Here is a 14,407-nt window from a genome sequence, read left to right as displayed (position 1 = left end):
CCGTTGAATTGCTTAGAAGGTGTTGCTGAGCTTGCTGGTGACCTGGGCGAGCGACTCGTCGTCACCGACGTTGCCGGCAAAAACGATGTACGGGATCCCCTTGGCCGGGCCGTCTACCGGCTCCCACAGGCTCACGATGCCGGGCAGCATGGGCCCGCGGACGATCGCGTGCCGGATCTCCAGCCCGTGCGCGGCAACATCCGAGGAGGTGATGCCGCCCTTGGCGATGACGAACCGCGGCGGGAAAGTCTTCAGCGTCCGGTTCACTACGGCGACGACGGCGGCGGACACGGTGCGCGCGATCCGCAGGCTTTCGGCCGGGTCATCGGTCTTGATGAGCAGGCGGCTGGTGTGGACGATGACGTCGCCGCTGCGCAGTGCCTCCACCACGTCATCCACCGTCCGGTCGAGGTAGGCGGGCGCATCCTCGCCCAGGAGCTTTTCGACGTCGATCTCCACAATGCGCGCACTGCTGTGCCGGTCGGTGAGCACCTTGAGCTGCCTGGTGGTCACGCCCACATGCGAGCCGACCACGATCAGGCCGCCGGCTTCGGACGGGGTGTTGCCCGCGTAGGCTTCCTCGCCGCTGAGCTCGGTCCGGATGTCCTGGCCGATCCGTGCGCGCATGAACGGCGGGCCAACCCGGTAGAGCAGCTTCTTGCCGCGGCGCTCGGCCTCTTCCAGCCCGAGGGCCAGGGCGCGCATGTCGTTTTCCGTGACGATGTCCACCACGATGGGCGTGGACTGCGTGGCCGGCTCGATGGCGTCAGCAATTGCCTTGGCCGACACCTCAGCCTGCCCGGTGGCGGAACCGGCGCGGATAATGTTCAGGTCCAGCACGATCACGGAGTCTGCGGCAAACCGCCCCTGCGACTTCTCTTCGACGTACTTGGCCATCTCGGAATTGGCGAAGCCGAAGGTGGCATCCTTGGCGAATTCGGTCTCGGCAACGGGGGTCAGCTGGCCGGTCTCCGGCCCGCGCGTGTAGTGGACACCGCCAATGGTGATGCGGCCGGCGTCGGGAAATGCGGGAACCATCACGACGCCGTCGGTGGCCTCTCCGCTTTCGGCCGCCACCGTAGCGGCGATGACGTCCGGCTCCAGGGGGAAGTGGCCGCGGAGGGTCGAGTCGCTGCGGCTCACAAAGCCGAGCCGGACCTCTCCCTCGCCGTCGCGGGCAGCGGCCAGGGCGTTGCGAACCACCTCTTCGTTGCGGGCGGCTGCTTCTTCCGGGTCGAGGCTGCGGGTGTTGGTCAGCACGTACACGGCGGGCTTACCCTGATGCAGAGCCCACTGGAAGTCCTCGACTTCCCAGCGGGTGAGCACAGGGAGATCCGCCACCGACTGCGTGCCGGTGGGGTCGTCGTCGAGCACCACGAGGACGCGCGGGGTCGTTGCGGCCGTGGCCGCGACGGCATCGGCAACCTGCCGGGCGGGGATCTGGAGCTCGGCGGGAAAGGCGGCCAGGACGTCGGATTCGAGGGGCACTGTGCACTCCGTTGTGTCGAAACTGTCTTGCGGATGATTTGTCAGATGTCAGACATCTTGCGTCTGGTGCTAGTGTGGCATAACGCACAGCACGTGCGCAAGTACACTTTTGCAGACTTCACGGCTGTAAGCCGCAGACGCTGAACGGAAGAAATGGCACGCAAATCATTGGTGGGCGTCGTCGCCGACGAACTCCTTGACCGCATCATCTCCGGCGAGTTTCCGCCGGGCAGCAGCGTGCCGGGAGAGCTCGAACTCAGCGCACGGCACGACGTCAGCCGCATGACGGTGCGGGAGGCGATGAAGACGCTTGAGGCGCAGCGCATCCTCAGCGTGGAACGCGGCCGCGGCACGTTCGTGAACCCGCTGAACCGCTGGTCGTCCCTCGAGGCAGTGCTCCGGGCCGCCTCCGAGGGCCAAAACGGGGCGGCCGCCGCGATCCAGCTGATCGAGCTGCGCCGGATGCTGGAAACAGGCGCCTGCGAGCTGGCGGCCCAGCGCATCACGGACGCCGAGCTTGATGGTCTTCGGGACTGCGTGGCGGACATGCGGAAGGCGCACCAGGCCAACGACGTGGCGAGCTTCGTTGCCGCGGACCTGGCATTCCATGACCAGATTCTGCAAGCATCCGAGAACGTCTTCGTGGCAGTCCTCTTCGAACCGCTGCACCGCGTCCTCGAAAAGGGGCGGACCGAAACCTCGAAGGTGCCTGATATCCAGGAGCATGCGATCGGGCACCACCAGAACATTTTCGGGGCCCTGGCTGCCCGCGATCCGCAGCAGGCACGCAACGCCATGGACGCCCACATGCAGCAGACCCTCGACGACCTCAGAAGCTACGTGCTGGAAGCCTAGTTCCCGGGCGCCTCGTCCGATACTCTGCAGGAACGGCCCGCAGCCGGGTATCGATGCCGATCACGAGGAGCGAAGATGTCTAATAACACCTACAGCATTTCTGAAATTGTCGGAACCTCGACCGAAGGCGTCGACGCGGCCGTCCGCAACGGCATTTCCGACGCCTCAAAGACCCTGCGCAACCTGGACTGGTTCGAGGTCAAAGAGATCCGCGGCCATCTCGAGAACGGCCAGGTGGCGGACTGGCAGGTCACCCTCAAGCTTGGATTCCGCCTGGAGCGGGACTGACCCCGCGGCAGCGGAACAAGTAATGCGGCGCCGGCTGTCGTTCAGCCGGCGCCGCATCATTTGTTTAATCCTGGCCGGCAACCCTCCGGCGCCACACTGTGGGCATGCCGCGGAACGCGGGAAATACCTGCCCTTCAAAGAAGGCGTGCGCCTCGTCCGGCGAGTCGGCGGGGGCCCACATTCCCGACGCCGGGCAGTGCGTTCCGGTCGAAGCGGACGGTGTGTAGCGTTCCCGAAGCAGTGCGATGCGTTTCATCGTTGAAGGTCATCCTTGGGTCGGAGGGCTGGGAGAGGTTCTCCTCCAAGGCTAGGAAACGCGCCAAACGCGCCCAATGGACGAATGTCTAGAATCCTTCCCTCCGGCTGGGCATCAGCACAGGCCAGCGCCGGGGCGCGGGCGGTTGCTCGCGGGCGGTTGCTAGGGGGCAGTTGCTAGCGGGAGGGCGGCCGCTGTGGATCCTCCAGCGCCGGCTCATCAGGTTCGCCGTCCCGTCCGGTGGGTGGCCCCGGGGTGTCCTGGTGCGGAACTGCCGGCTCCTCCAGGGGCGGGTCCTGGCTGGGGTCGAACGGGAATCCCTTGGGTGAACCTCCCTCGGGCTGGTCCGTCGGGTTCTGCTCCGGATCGGCGGGCGTTTCGCTCATGGTCTGGATCCTTAGCTGTTGGAAGGGCCGACTTTTCCGGCCAGGCCACTCCAAGGATTACCAGCGCCGCCATGGTTAGTCCAGAGCACCAAGCCCGTCGGCAGGGGCCGGCGTCGTCAGTTCACCAGTAGCCGTCAGTTCACCAATTCAGTCCTGGAGTGGCGGCCGGTCAACTTGCGGTGGCCTTGCTCCAGTTCGACGACGTCCCGGCCAAACGAGGCCACCAGCGCCGCGAGCGCCAGGACAACGGCAGCCATGCCGATTCCACCGGGTGTTCCGGGCGTGAGTGCCAGCAGCAGGGCGAAGGGCTGGTAGGCGCCGATAACCTTGCGCAGTCTTTTAACGGGCAGCATTCGTTTCAGTTCAGGCCTGATCCATCCGGCGGCAACGAAGGCGTACCACATGAGTCCGATGGCCAGCACCCAGGGACCGACCACAGGTGCAGCTGCGCACGACAGCACGAGGACCAGCGCTGCGTCGGTCTGGACGTCCAGCCGACCTCCCGCGGGGCTCACGCAGGCAAACCGCCGTGCAACGGCCCCGTCCACCGCGTCAAGAAGAAAAGCCGCCGCACCCAGCACGACCACCGGTATGCCGGGTCCGTTTCCGCTGAACAACGGCGGAACCGTTGCCGCCGCACAGCACGCCACCAGGACAGCACGAATCAGGGTAATGCGGTCCGCGGCCGTGGTCAGCCGGGGTTTGCGGTTGACCACGGAAGCCGCAGCATTTCCCACTACCGCCACCCCGGCACCTATCGCGGCAAGGAAGTGCGGTGCCCCGGCACCCGTAGCGGTCAGGAGCCAAGTCCCGGACACAAGGAAAGCAGCCATGGCAACGGCTACGTCCACCAGAGCGCGCCTACCGAGCAAGACCTGCATGTGCCTCCCTGCGCTCATCGTAACAACAGGCGGCCCGTAAGCATTCCCGGGCTGACCTCGGAAGATAGCAACACGGGCGCTCAAGCCGGCAACCGGGGTCTGGGCAAACAGCCCCCGATAGGAAAGACTCTTCCGCATGGCACTCGCACCAGTCATCGAGCTGAACGACGGCAACCGGATACCCCAAATCGGCCTTGGCACCTGGCCGCTGAATGACCGGGAGGTGAGTGACGCCGTCGTACGGGCTGCGGAAGCCGGGTACCGGCATATCGATACGGCCGTGCGATACGGGAACGAGGCCGGCGTCGGATCCGGAATCCGAGCCAGCGGCCTGGACCGGGCGGAGTTCTTCATCACCACCAAGCTGGACGGGGAATTCCAGGGTGGGGATCTGGCCGTGGCCGGCCTTGAAGGCGCGCTGAAGCGCCTGAACCTGGACTATGTGGACTTGCTGCTGATCCACTGGCCGCTCCCCCGCCGCGGAGATTTCATCTCCACATGGAAGACCTTTGAGCGGCTGCAGGCCGAAGGGAAAGTCCGGTCGATCGGCGTATCCAACTTCAAGCCCGCCCACCTGGAAAAGCTCATGTGGGAGACCGACGTTGTACCGGCCGTGAACCAGATCCAGCTCAACCCGTCCGTGACCCGCTCCGCGGACTGCGCCTACAACGAGCGGCACGGGATCGCCACCGAATCGTACAGCCCGCTGGGTGCAGGATCGGGCCTCCTGTCCGCGCCCGTTCTGAGCCGAATCGCCAGCAAACATGGGCGGACGGTGAGCCAGGTGGTGCTGCGCTGGCACGTCCAGCAGGGGCTGGTGGCCATCCCCAAGTCCGCCGATCCGCAGCGGATGACGGAGAACATTGACGTCTTCGATTTCGCGTTGGATGAGGAGGACCTGACCGCTATTAGCACCCTCGATGAGGGGCCCGAGGCGGGCGTCAATTCCGACGTCCAGGGCCACTGACGCCCGGTCGGGCGTTTGCTTTGTCGGCCGCTCCTTACCGGAGGGCGACTGGAAGAAAAATAGTAAGCATGTTTAGTATTGGGGAGAAGGACGAAGCGTACCCGGCAATCCGGGTAACTCCTTTAGCTGAAGAAGGAACGATAAAAAATGGGTTTTTTTGCATTTCTGATTCTGGGCCTCATTGCTGGAGCCATTGCTAAGGCCATCCTCCCCGGCCGGCAGGGCGGCGGCATCTTCATCACGCTTCTGCTCGGTGTGGTCGGCGCGATTCTCGGCGGCTTCATCGGCAGCGCGCTCTTCAATGTGGGTATCAACGAGTTCTTCTCGCTGTCCACATGGCTGCTGGCGATCGGTGGCGCACTTATCGTCCTGCTGGTCTACGGCATGATTACCAAGCGCTCGGCCCACTAGGCCGAACAGTGCCGGAACCGGCTCCGGGAAAGTTCCCGGAGCCGGTTTCCCACCCCAGGCCCACCGGGCCGAATTAATTCGTACAGATCCCCCTCACGAGTAGGAGATCATCATGAAATCCAAGCTTCTCTTCGGCGCCGGAATCGCTGCAGGCTACGTGCTCGGATCCAGGTCCGGCCGGGCAGCTTACGACAAGCTCAAAGCACGGGCCGCAGGCATCTGGGACAGCAAGCCGGTCCAGGACAAGGTGACGGCAGCAACTGAAGCCGTCAAGGAAAAGGCCCCTGAGGTCGGTGACCAGCTGGCCGAAGCCGCGCGCCGGGCAGGAACTGTCCTCAGCTCGGCCATGCACCACGATACGCCGAAGCCGGGTGACGCCGGCACCGCTTCTGCCGGCACTGCGTCTGCAGCCGGTACCTCGGCAGACAGCGGCCACGTGCCCGCCCACAGCACCCACCCGGATACGGTCAACCTCGGAACCTCGGATGTGGAGTCCGATCCGGCACTCAACGACAGCACGGGGAAGGATTGGTCGGACGAGGGCGGAGCCACTCCCGCCGGCGCCGCCACGAATGTAAATCCGGACAAGCAGTAACTCCCAGAGTTGGCTGCTTGAGCCTGCATCCCGGGTGTGGGCAAAAAACAAAATGTCAGACCCCTCTGACAATGTTTTTTCTATGGAAGCCACCGGGGAAAACGCAGACAGTATGTCAGGCCGGGCAACACTGCCCGGCCTGACTGCCGCCCTGCTGCATGGCATCCCCGCTTCCGGACGTCCGGCTTCTGCCGGATCGGGCACCGCCGTTGCGGACGCATCTTCGTCCGACGGCGGTGCTGCCGCCGGGCTTAGCCGGGCCCGGCTCCGCTTTTGCCACCGCACGCCCCGTTTCCACCGCCGCGCCGGAACGGCCGCCCTGGCGTCAGCCAGCGAAGCGTCCCGGCGCTGGCAATACCTGACCTGGAAGCAGCGCGACCTACAACAGCTTCCCAATCACCGCTGTCGCGTCCAGTTCGGCTGACGTGGCGATCCGCGGGCTCAGTCCCCCACTGATCATGGCCGCTGCAGTAACGGGAGCCTGCCGCCGGCTCGTTTCGATGAGAAGGTGCCCGCCGGGGCTGAGCCACACGGCTGCTTCTGCGATGACACGGCGCTGGATGTCGAGCCCGTCGGGTCCTCCGTCGAGCGACACCCGTGGCTCGTGCACGCGGGCTTCATGGGGCATGCTGCTGATTGAAGCGGTGGGCACATACGGCGCATTTACCGCCAGGATCTCAACGTTGCCCCTGAGCCGGGCCGGCAGCGCCGAGTAGAGGTCGCCCTCGTGGACCGCACCGCCCACCGGCACGATGTTGAGGCCGGCGCAACGCACCGCAGCAGGGTCGACGTCGGAGGCGTGCACCTCAATGCCGGGCACGAGGGCCGCCAACGCGGTACCTACTGCTCCGGAGCCGCAACACAGGTCTACAACAACCGGAGGGGTCGACGGCGGTGAGCCTGTGGACGCTGCGCCAAGGAGCGCGGCAGCCTCGCAGACCAGCAGTTCCGTCCGGCGGCGCGGCACAAAAACGCCTGGCTCGACCCTGATCCGCAAACAGCAAAACTCGGCCCAGCCGAGAATATGCTCCAGCGGAAACCCATCGACTCGCCGCTGCACGGCGTTGAGCAGCTCATTGGGGGCCAGGCTGGCAGAAAGGAGGAGGTCCGCTTCGTCCTCGGCAAAGACACAGCCGGCGGCGCGCAGTCTGCTGATGACGGTGGAGCGGGAAAGCGGTGATTGAACAGGCATGGAGGCGTCCTTCGGTTGAATGATGGGCGCTCCGTGCATACGTCCGCCTAACCTTGGCGGTCGGTAGGGCGGCGGGCAGGAAGAACCCAAGCTGGCATTGCGTGAATTGTTCTCACCTCCCGGTAGTACCGAATCGGCACATTATTAACCCTGCACAGGCACTTCCAAACGTGCCCGGCAGTCGAATCGGCTCTGCAAAAATCCATGTTATCCGACGCCGATTCCGGCAATTATTGGCAGGATATAATGATGACCCACAGCGAAACCCACACGCTCATCTGGACCGGCTCCTACACTGCGGACAGCGGCGGCCACGGTGCCGGAATCGGGGCCGTATCGGCCAACGCTGATGGGACACTTACCTGGCGCGGCACGGCGGCAAAGGCGGACTCGCCGTCGTTCGTTGCCGTGCACCGGCAACTGCCGGTGGTTTACGCCGTCGGAGAGAACGCCAAAACCGTCCAGGCGTACCGGCGGCGGGGAGAGTTCGGCCTCGAAGCCGTCGGTGAACCCTGGGCGGCCGGTGAAGCTGCCTGCCACGTCACGGTCGATCCGCAGGGCAAATTCCTGATTGTTGCCTGCTGGGGTGACGGCCAGGTGCTGCTGTACGAACTGACGGACGACGGCGGGATCGCCCGCCGCCTTCCGGCGGCGCCTTCCAGCGATCCGCACCGGGACGACCGCCCCAGCCGGGCGCAGGCCAGCCTGGTACTCGCTGACGGCCGGATCATGACCACCGACCTGGGCCACGATCTACTTCGGGTGTGGAACCACGTCCCCGCGACGGGCCTGGTGCTGGACCATGAGGTGGTGCTTCCGAAGAACAGCGGTCCCCGCCACCTGGTGCAGCACTCCGATGGAACGGTGTTTGTGGTCTCCGAGTACTCCATCGAGGTTTTCGCAGCCCGGGCCGCCTCGGCATCGGGGAAGTTCGAGCTGGTCGGCCAGAGTCCCGCGACGTCCGACGGTGCCAAGGACGGTGACTCCGCGGCCGAAATCGCCTTGTCGGCGGACGGACGGTTCGCATATGTAGGCGTGCGGGGATCCAACCGCGTCAGCGTGCTGGAGGTGACGCCGTCAGCAGAGGGCAGTGTGCTGAGCCCGCTCGGCGACTTTGCCAGCGGCGGTGACTGGCCCCGTCATCACCTGGTCCGCGGCGGGTGGCTTCACGTGGCCCATGAGCGGTCCCACGACATCACCACCTTCCGCCTGGACGTCCAGACAGGACTTCCGGAAGGCCCTCTTCAGCGCCTTGTTGCGGGTTCCCCCACGGCCCTGATTGTGGCAAGCTAAACCGCAATCGACAAAGCCAATACAGGATTAGTCACTGCCAATACGGCTCCATCACAGGAGCTGATATCGGTGATCGGGCTTGCCTTGGACGAGTCGGCACCCTAACGGATTCCGGGCTTCCCCACCCGGACAAGCAACGTTGCTTTGCGGAAGGTCCAACATGTTCACCGTCCCTCGCCTGAATTCCCCGCGCCGCACCGACGGTCCCACCAAGCCCGCCCGCGCGACTCTGGCAGCAGCCGGCGCGCTCGTTCTGCTGGCTGCATCAGCCCTGCCCGCGCAGGCCCTGCCCACCCAGGCACAAACCCAAGCCGCAGTCACCAGCAAAGCCCCCGGACCGCCGTCGGACGCGGGAAAAGGCGCCCATTCCCTCCGCACTCCCGTCACCGACGAAAACTTCTACTTCGTCATGGCGGACAGGTTCAGCAACGGCGACACCGGCAACGACCAAGGCGGCCTGGGACCGGATCCGATGGTGTCCGGCTTCGACCCCACCCGCAAGGGCTTCTACAACGGCGGGGACCTGAACGGCCTGCTGGACAAGATCGACTACATCCAGGGGCTCGGAACGACGGCGATCTGGCTGACACCGAGCTTCAAGAACAAGGCGGTCCAGCCCGAGGACAATTCCGCCGGCTACCACGGCTACTGGGTCACGGACTTCACCCAGATCGATCCGCACCTGGGCACCAACGCCGAGCTGAAGGCACTGATCGACGAGGCGCACTCGCGCGGCATGAAGGTGTACTTCGACATCATCACCAACCACACCGCGGATGTGATCGGCTACAAGGAGGGCGCCCGCACCGGCTACGTCTCCAAGGACAAGGAGCCGTACCGCACCGGCTCAGGCGTTGCCTTCGATGACCGGGACTTCGCCGGCCGCGCGGACTTCCCAAAGCTCGATGCCGGGACCTCCTTCCCGTACACGCCGGTGCTTGATCCGGCGGAACAGAACCTCAAGGTTCCGGCCTGGCTCAATGACCCCACGCTGTACCACAACCGCGGCGACACCACCTTCGCCGGGGAAAACTCCTTCTACGGAGACTTCTTCGGCCTGGACGACCTGTTCACCGAACACCCGACGGTCGTGGCCGGCATGACGGACATCTACGAGACGTGGATCCGGGATTTCGGCGTGGACGGGTTCCGCATCGACACGATGAAGCACGTCAACGACGAATTCTGGCAGCAGTTCGGGCCCGACGTCCTGGCCTACGCCAAGGAGCACGGCAAGGACGAGTTCTTCATGTTCGGCGAGGTCTTCGACACTTCCAAGAGCAACACGAGCCAGTTCACCACCCGCAACAGGATGCAGGCGGTCCTCGACTTCCCGTTCCAGGATGCGGCGCGCAATTTCGCCTCGAAAAGCCAGGACGCGAAGCAGCTTGAGACTTTCTTCGCCGCCGACGACTGGTACACCGACGCGGATTCCAACGTCTACCAGCTGCCCACCTTCCTGGGGAACCACGACATGGGCAGGATCGGCAGCTTCATCAGCACCGACAACCCTGACGCGGACGACGCCGAACGCGTGGCCCGCGACGAACTCGCCCACGAGCTCATGTACTTTTCCCGCGGAAACCCGGTGGTCTACTACGGTGACGAGCAGGGTTTCACCGGGCCCGGCGGGGACCAGGACGCCCGCCAGACGCTGTTCGCCAGCAAGGTGCCCGACTACCTCGACGATGACCTGCTCGGCACGGACGCCACCCACGCCACCGACAACTTCAACACCGGGCATCCCCTCTACGCCAAGATCCGCGAACTCGCGCAGTTGACCAAGGAGCACCCCGCCCTGCGCGACGGCGCCCACCAGCACCGCTACGCCTCCGACGGGCCCGGCATCTATGCCTTTTCCCGCACCGATGCCAAGGACCAGCGCGAGTACGTAGTAGCGCTGAACAACAGTGAGGAACCCCGGACCGCCGCTGTTCCCACCTACATCGCCAAGCGCAATTACAGCCTTCTCTACGGCGGCGCCGCCGAAAACTCCAGGACCTCAGCCGATGGCAAACTGACCGTCACGGTGCCGCCGCTGTCCGCCGTCGTCTACCAGTCTTCCGGCCGTATCCCCCGCGAGAAGGCGGCGCCCGCCGTCGCGCTGCAGCCTCCCGTTTCCGCCGCCGCTACCGCCACGTCCGCCGGGGACAACGGCCGCATCCAGGTGACGGCCGACGTCGGTGGCAACTCGTTCTACGAGGTCACCTTTGACGCCAGGACGCCGGGCGGCATGTGGGAGCGCGTTGGCACAGATGACACCGCCCCCTACCGCGTCTTCCACGATGTCTCGGGACTGAACCCCGGCACTGAGCTGGAGTACCGGGCGGTCGTCCTGAACAACGCCGGCCGCACGTCGGTCAGCGCTTCCCGGTCCGCTGTGGTGCCGGACCCGGTGCTGACCATCCAGCAGCCGGCCGAGGGCAGCACCGTCCAGGGGAACGTGGAGGTGGTTGCCACGGCGGACCCGGAGAAGGCCAGCCACGTGGTGCGGTTTGAGCGCAGCATCGCGGACGGACCGTGGACAGCCATCGGCTCTGAAGATGACTCGTCGCCGGCCTACACAGTGGCAGACGACCTGGCCGCCCTGGACCTCGCCGATGGCACCGAGGTGCGCTACCGGGCCAGCCTCGAAGGGTCAACCGTGGTGAGCAATGTCCGGACCGTCGTGGTGGGCGCCCCACCACAGCCCGACTCGGTCACCGTGGCGGGAAGCCTGAACAGCGAGATGGGGTGCCCTGATGATTGGCAGCCGGCGTGCGAGGCGGCCTTTATGGCCTTTAATCCGGCTGACCGCCTGTGGAAACTCACAGCCGACCTTCCAGCGGGGCAGTACGAATTCAAGGCGGCCATCAACGGCTCTTGGGATGAGAACTACGGCCAGGATGGCGCTCCGAACGGTTCCAATATCGTGCTGAACCACGACGGCGGCCCGGTCACCTTCCGGTACGACCACACCACGCACGTGATCACGGCAGGCTAGGCGCGCCCGGGGCGCCAAGCCCGCCCCGCCCGGGGCGTCAGGCCCGCATGGCCTTCTCGACCGCCGCGAGCAGGGAGTTGAACCTGTCGTCGTCTGCGAGGGTGTCGAGCAGGACTGGGTCCCCGTCGGAGTTGGCCAGTGGCACCTGCCAGTTGGGGTATTGGGCGGAGGTGGTGCCGGGCTGGTTCTGCACCCGGCGTTCTCCGACAGCGTCCACGAGCGCCACCCCGAGCAGGACGGACGGGGTCTGCGCGAGCAGCCGGTGCAGCGCCTCGATGCGTTCCTGTTCGGAGCCGGCGTCACTGGACGAAAGGAGGCCCCGCTGCCGGAGCAGGTCCATCATTTTCTCCAGCTTGGCATTGTGCTCCAGGCGCTCCTCCTCCGCGGAACGCTCCAGCAGCCCCAGCGCGTTGCGCAGGGTCACGTGGTCACCGGCGAGGTAGCCGGCCGTGGGCGGCAGGTCGTGCGTGTTCACGCTGGAGAGGGCCTGCAGCCGGTACTGTTCGGGCGGCAGCGGAGCGTCGCCGTCGTTCTCAAACCACAGGATCGAGGTGCCCAGGATGCCCCGTGCGGCCAGGTAATCCCGGACCCACGGCTCGAAGGTGCCCAGGTCTTCGCCGATCACTACGGCGCCGGCACGGTGGGCCTCCAGGGCAAGGATGCCGATCATGGCGTCGTGGTCGAACCGGACGTAGGCGCCGTCCACCGGCGAGTTCCCTTCCGGCACCCACCACAGCCGGAAAAAGCCGAGGATGTGGTCCACCCGGATGCCGCCCGAATGCCGCAGCACCGTCGCGAGCATCTCCCGGAACGGCTTGTACCCGGCTTCGGCGAGGCGGGTGGGGTGCCACGGCGGCTGGTGCCAGTCCTGCCCCAGCTGGTTGTACATGTCCGGCGGCGCGCCGACGCTGACGCCGGGCGCGAGTACGCCGTGCAGCGTCCAGGCGTCGGAGCTCTGAAGGTCCACGCCGACGGCAAGGTCGTTCACCACGCCCAGGCGCATGCCGGCGTTGCGCGCGGCCTGCTGGGCGGATTCAAGCTGCTCGTCACAGAGCCACTGCAGCCAGCGGTGGAACTCGATCCGTTCCGCCAGCTCACCCCTGAGCTTCTCCGCCAAAGGGGAGCCCATCGCAGCCGTTGGGTCCGCCCAAAACGGGTCATCGGCGTCGAGATCCTCACGGATGGCGCACCAGAGGGCAAAGTCATCCAGGCCGGCGCCGGCCCGGCGGCAGTAGTCCTCAAACGCGAGCTGCCGCGACGGCGAACGGCGGACGCCAAAGATCAGCTCCAGCGCTGCCAGCTTGGCGGAGTAGACCTTGTCCCGGTCAAGCCGCGTCGCATCCTTGTTCAGCTTCCGTGCCTGCTTCATGAGGCCGTGGACCAGCGACTGCTTCTTGGGTTTCAGGTACGCAAGCTCGGCAATGGCCTCGATCCGCAGGTACAGCGGGTTGAAGAAGCGGCGGGTCGACGGTGAATACGGGGACGGCTCCAGGGGCGGCACGGGATCGGCCGCGTGCAGGGGATTCACCAGCACGTAGTCTGCTCCGCGTGCGCCGGCAACCGCCGCAAGCTCTGCGAGGTCGGAAAAATCTCCCACCCCCCAGGACCGCTTGGAGCGGACGGAATACAGCTGCGTCGCCAGTCCCCAGCCCCGGCGCTCCTCAAGGTCGGCTGCCGTGGACAGCCGGGCAGGGGTCACCACCAGCGTGGTTTCGGCAACCACCCCGGCCGCCTTGGCACGCAGGGTGTGCCATCCCAGGCCCGTATTTTGTGGCACGGCGAAGGTGGCCCGGCCGGTCAGAGTACCGTCCACTTCGCGGGGTTCCACCCAGACGTCCTCCTGGACGGCCTCCAGCTCGCGTCCGTCCTCGGTGATGGCCCACATGCGGACGCTGGAACCGTGCGGGACATGGACGCTCACCTGCCCCGGCGTGCCTTCCTGAATCACGACGGCGGGCGGCAGCATCCGACGCCAGGGCGCCAGTTCCGCCTCGGCCAGTTCGTGTTCGATGAGCTGATCGGTGTGGGCGTGGACGCCAAGCGCGGCAAGGACACGGATCAGGGTTTCTGCCGCAACCTCATGCGGCTGCCCGTCCCACCCCTGGTAGGAGGTTCCGACGCCGTACGCCTCCGCCAGCCAGCGCAGCAGCTCGGGATTGACGGCGGCACCAGTCACCGGCGCTCCGTTGCCCGCCGGCATTTCAGAAGAAATTTCAGATGAAGAAGGCTCAGGGGAAGAGGTTGCAGGGAAAGGCGCCTCAGGGGAAGTCGCGTGCTGCTGGCTGGGAGCCTTCATATGTCCGCCTCGTCTGCTGTAATCGGCCCGAAACTAACGTTGCTGCCCGTCGCGGCCGGCCATTTTCAGCGGCCCCCGCAACTGCTGGTTCCGATTATTGCAGGCTGCGCTGACTCCACGGTTCAGGCGGCGGCGCAGGCCTTCTGAAGCTCACGGACAGAATCGCTGGGAACCTTGTCGCCGGCCTGGGCGATCGCTTTCAGGGGACCGGTGATTTCGGCGGGCACGCCGGCAGTTTCGGCGCCGGCGACAAGACCCGCGAGCGCAGCCTTGTCAGAGGCGCTCACCAGGCCGTCCTCGATCACGGTGCAGATCTGCCCCTTCACCTGTTCGGCCGCCGCATTGGCAGCCTGGGAGACTGCCGAGCTCGCCGCATTCTGGGCTGCTTCCTCGGCCTGGGCGCAGCCCGCCAGCAGAACGAGGACAGGAAGCATGGACATGGCGAGGAGGCTGCGTTTTCATGATTCCACCCTAGCAACGGCGGTCCCGGCGAACTTCGACGACGGGCGCGTGACA

At 65.8% G+C, this 14,407-nt stretch carries 14 protein-coding genes; 7 read left to right on the top strand and 7 right to left on the bottom strand.

Annotation, left to right across the window (positions count from 1 at the left end):
• Positions 1 to 12 precede the first annotated feature (12 nt).
• Entirely contained in the window at positions 13 to 1,488 is a 1,476-nt protein-coding gene (locus QF036_RS03450) for a four-carbon acid sugar kinase family protein (protein WP_307099267.1), read from the bottom strand.
• A 153-nt stretch (positions 1,489 to 1,641) separates the two neighbouring features.
• On the opposite strand from QF036_RS03450, the gene QF036_RS03445 reads away from it, so the two are divergent.
• A complete protein-coding gene (locus tag QF036_RS03445; RefSeq protein ID WP_307099265.1) occupies positions 1,642 to 2,343 on the top strand; it encodes a FadR/GntR family transcriptional regulator in 702 nt (233 codons plus the stop codon).
• A 75-nt stretch (positions 2,344 to 2,418) separates the two neighbouring features.
• Positions 2,419 to 2,631: a dodecin gene (locus QF036_RS03440; protein WP_307099263.1), complete on the top strand. Its 213-nt coding sequence runs from the start codon at positions 2,419 to 2,421 to the stop codon at positions 2,629 to 2,631.
• Between the two features lie 64 nt (positions 2,632 to 2,695).
• On the opposite strand, the gene QF036_RS03435 is transcribed toward QF036_RS03440, so the two are convergent.
• From QF036_RS03435 to QF036_RS03425, 3 genes are all read right to left on the bottom strand, one after another.
• Positions 2,696 to 2,887: a hypothetical protein gene (locus QF036_RS03435; protein ID WP_307099261.1), complete on the bottom strand. Its 192-nt coding sequence runs from the start codon at positions 2,885 to 2,887 to the stop codon at positions 2,696 to 2,698.
• A gap of 176 nt (positions 2,888 to 3,063) precedes the next feature.
• Positions 3,064 to 3,273 carry a hypothetical protein gene (locus tag QF036_RS03430; protein WP_307099259.1) on the bottom strand — a complete coding sequence of 70 codons (210 nt, stop codon included), beginning with the start codon at positions 3,271 to 3,273 and terminating at the stop codon, positions 3,064 to 3,066.
• 134 nt (positions 3,274 to 3,407) lie between these two features.
• The gene (locus QF036_RS03425; protein ID WP_307099257.1) at positions 3,408 to 4,124 is read right to left on the bottom strand and encodes a CDP-alcohol phosphatidyltransferase family protein; all 717 of its coding nucleotides are present in this window, start codon (positions 4,122 to 4,124) and stop codon (positions 3,408 to 3,410) included.
• 166 nt (positions 4,125 to 4,290) lie between these two features.
• Here QF036_RS03425 and QF036_RS03420 point away from each other — a divergent pair, with 166 nt between their 5' ends.
• From QF036_RS03420 to QF036_RS03410, 3 genes are all read left to right on the top strand, one after another.
• A complete protein-coding gene (locus QF036_RS03420; RefSeq protein ID WP_307099255.1) occupies positions 4,291 to 5,121 on the top strand; it encodes an aldo/keto reductase in 831 nt (276 codons plus the stop codon).
• 147 nt (positions 5,122 to 5,268) lie between these two features.
• On the top strand, positions 5,269 to 5,532 hold the full coding sequence (locus QF036_RS03415; protein WP_214845850.1) for a GlsB/YeaQ/YmgE family stress response membrane protein: 264 nt from the start codon (positions 5,269 to 5,271) through the stop codon (positions 5,530 to 5,532).
• Positions 5,533 to 5,644: 112 nt separating this feature from the next.
• On the top strand, positions 5,645 to 6,127 hold the full coding sequence (locus QF036_RS03410; protein WP_307099253.1) for a hypothetical protein: 483 nt from the start codon (positions 5,645 to 5,647) through the stop codon (positions 6,125 to 6,127).
• Between the two features lie 379 nt (positions 6,128 to 6,506).
• On the opposite strand, the gene QF036_RS03405 is transcribed toward QF036_RS03410, so the two are convergent.
• Complete coding sequence (locus tag QF036_RS03405) at positions 6,507 to 7,319, bottom strand: putative protein N(5)-glutamine methyltransferase (RefSeq protein ID WP_307099251.1); 813 nt, start codon at positions 7,317 to 7,319, stop codon at positions 6,507 to 6,509.
• A gap of 249 nt (positions 7,320 to 7,568) precedes the next feature.
• Between QF036_RS03405 and QF036_RS03400 the strand changes: the two genes are divergently transcribed.
• The gene (locus QF036_RS03400; RefSeq protein ID WP_307099249.1) at positions 7,569 to 8,612 is read left to right on the top strand and encodes a lactonase family protein; all 1,044 of its coding nucleotides are present in this window, start codon (positions 7,569 to 7,571) and stop codon (positions 8,610 to 8,612) included.
• Positions 8,613 to 8,772: 160 nt separating this feature from the next.
• Positions 8,773 to 11,595, top strand: a complete 2,823-nt coding sequence (locus QF036_RS03395; RefSeq protein ID WP_307099247.1) for an alpha-amylase family glycosyl hydrolase — start codon at positions 8,773 to 8,775, stop codon at positions 11,593 to 11,595.
• A gap of 37 nt (positions 11,596 to 11,632) precedes the next feature.
• Here the strand turns inward: QF036_RS03395 and malQ are convergent, their stop codons facing one another.
• Both malQ and QF036_RS03385 read right to left on the bottom strand, forming a co-directional pair.
• Positions 11,633 to 13,795 (bottom strand): 4-alpha-glucanotransferase, encoded by a 2,163-nt coding sequence (malQ, locus tag QF036_RS03390; protein WP_373460064.1) that lies wholly within the window; start codon positions 13,793 to 13,795, stop codon positions 11,633 to 11,635.
• A gap of 218 nt (positions 13,796 to 14,013) precedes the next feature.
• Positions 14,014 to 14,331 (bottom strand): hypothetical protein, encoded by a 318-nt coding sequence (locus QF036_RS03385; protein WP_307099243.1) that lies wholly within the window; start codon positions 14,329 to 14,331, stop codon positions 14,014 to 14,016.
• Positions 14,332 to 14,407 lie beyond the last annotated feature (76 nt).

This window comes from Arthrobacter globiformis (genome assembly GCF_030817195.1).
Classification (GTDB): domain Bacteria; phylum Actinomycetota; class Actinomycetes; order Actinomycetales; family Micrococcaceae; genus Arthrobacter; species Arthrobacter globiformis_D.
This window is presented reverse-complemented; position numbering and strand designations above follow the sequence as displayed.

Bases quoted from the DNA above. Each gene is read 5' to 3' on its own strand.
- QF036_RS03445 (WP_307099265.1), top strand. From the start codon at position 1,642: ATGGCACGCAAATCATTGGTGGGCGTCGTCGCCGACGAACTCCTTGAC.
- QF036_RS03440 (WP_307099263.1), top strand. From the start codon at position 2,419: ATGTCTAATAACACCTACAGCATTTCTGAAATTGTCGGAACCTCGACC.
- QF036_RS03435 (WP_307099261.1), bottom strand. From the start codon at position 2,887: ATGAAACGCATCGCACTGCTTCGGGAACGCTACACACCGTCCGCTTCG.
- QF036_RS03430 (WP_307099259.1), bottom strand. From the start codon at position 3,273: ATGAGCGAAACGCCCGCCGATCCGGAGCAGAACCCGACGGACCAGCCC.
- QF036_RS03420 (WP_307099255.1), top strand. From the start codon at position 4,291: ATGGCACTCGCACCAGTCATCGAGCTGAACGACGGCAACCGGATACCC.
- QF036_RS03415 (WP_214845850.1), top strand. From the start codon at position 5,269: ATGGGTTTTTTTGCATTTCTGATTCTGGGCCTCATTGCTGGAGCCATT.
- QF036_RS03410 (WP_307099253.1), top strand. From the start codon at position 5,645: ATGAAATCCAAGCTTCTCTTCGGCGCCGGAATCGCTGCAGGCTACGTG.
- QF036_RS03405 (WP_307099251.1), bottom strand. From the start codon at position 7,319: ATGCCTGTTCAATCACCGCTTTCCCGCTCCACCGTCATCAGCAGACTG.
- QF036_RS03400 (WP_307099249.1), top strand. From the start codon at position 7,569: ATGACCCACAGCGAAACCCACACGCTCATCTGGACCGGCTCCTACACT.
- QF036_RS03395 (WP_307099247.1), top strand. From the start codon at position 8,773: ATGTTCACCGTCCCTCGCCTGAATTCCCCGCGCCGCACCGACGGTCCC.
- malQ (WP_373460064.1), bottom strand. From the start codon at position 13,795: ATGCCGGCGGGCAACGGAGCGCCGGTGACTGGTGCCGCCGTCAATCCC.
- QF036_RS03385 (WP_307099243.1), bottom strand. From the start codon at position 14,331: ATGTCCATGCTTCCTGTCCTCGTTCTGCTGGCGGGCTGCGCCCAGGCC.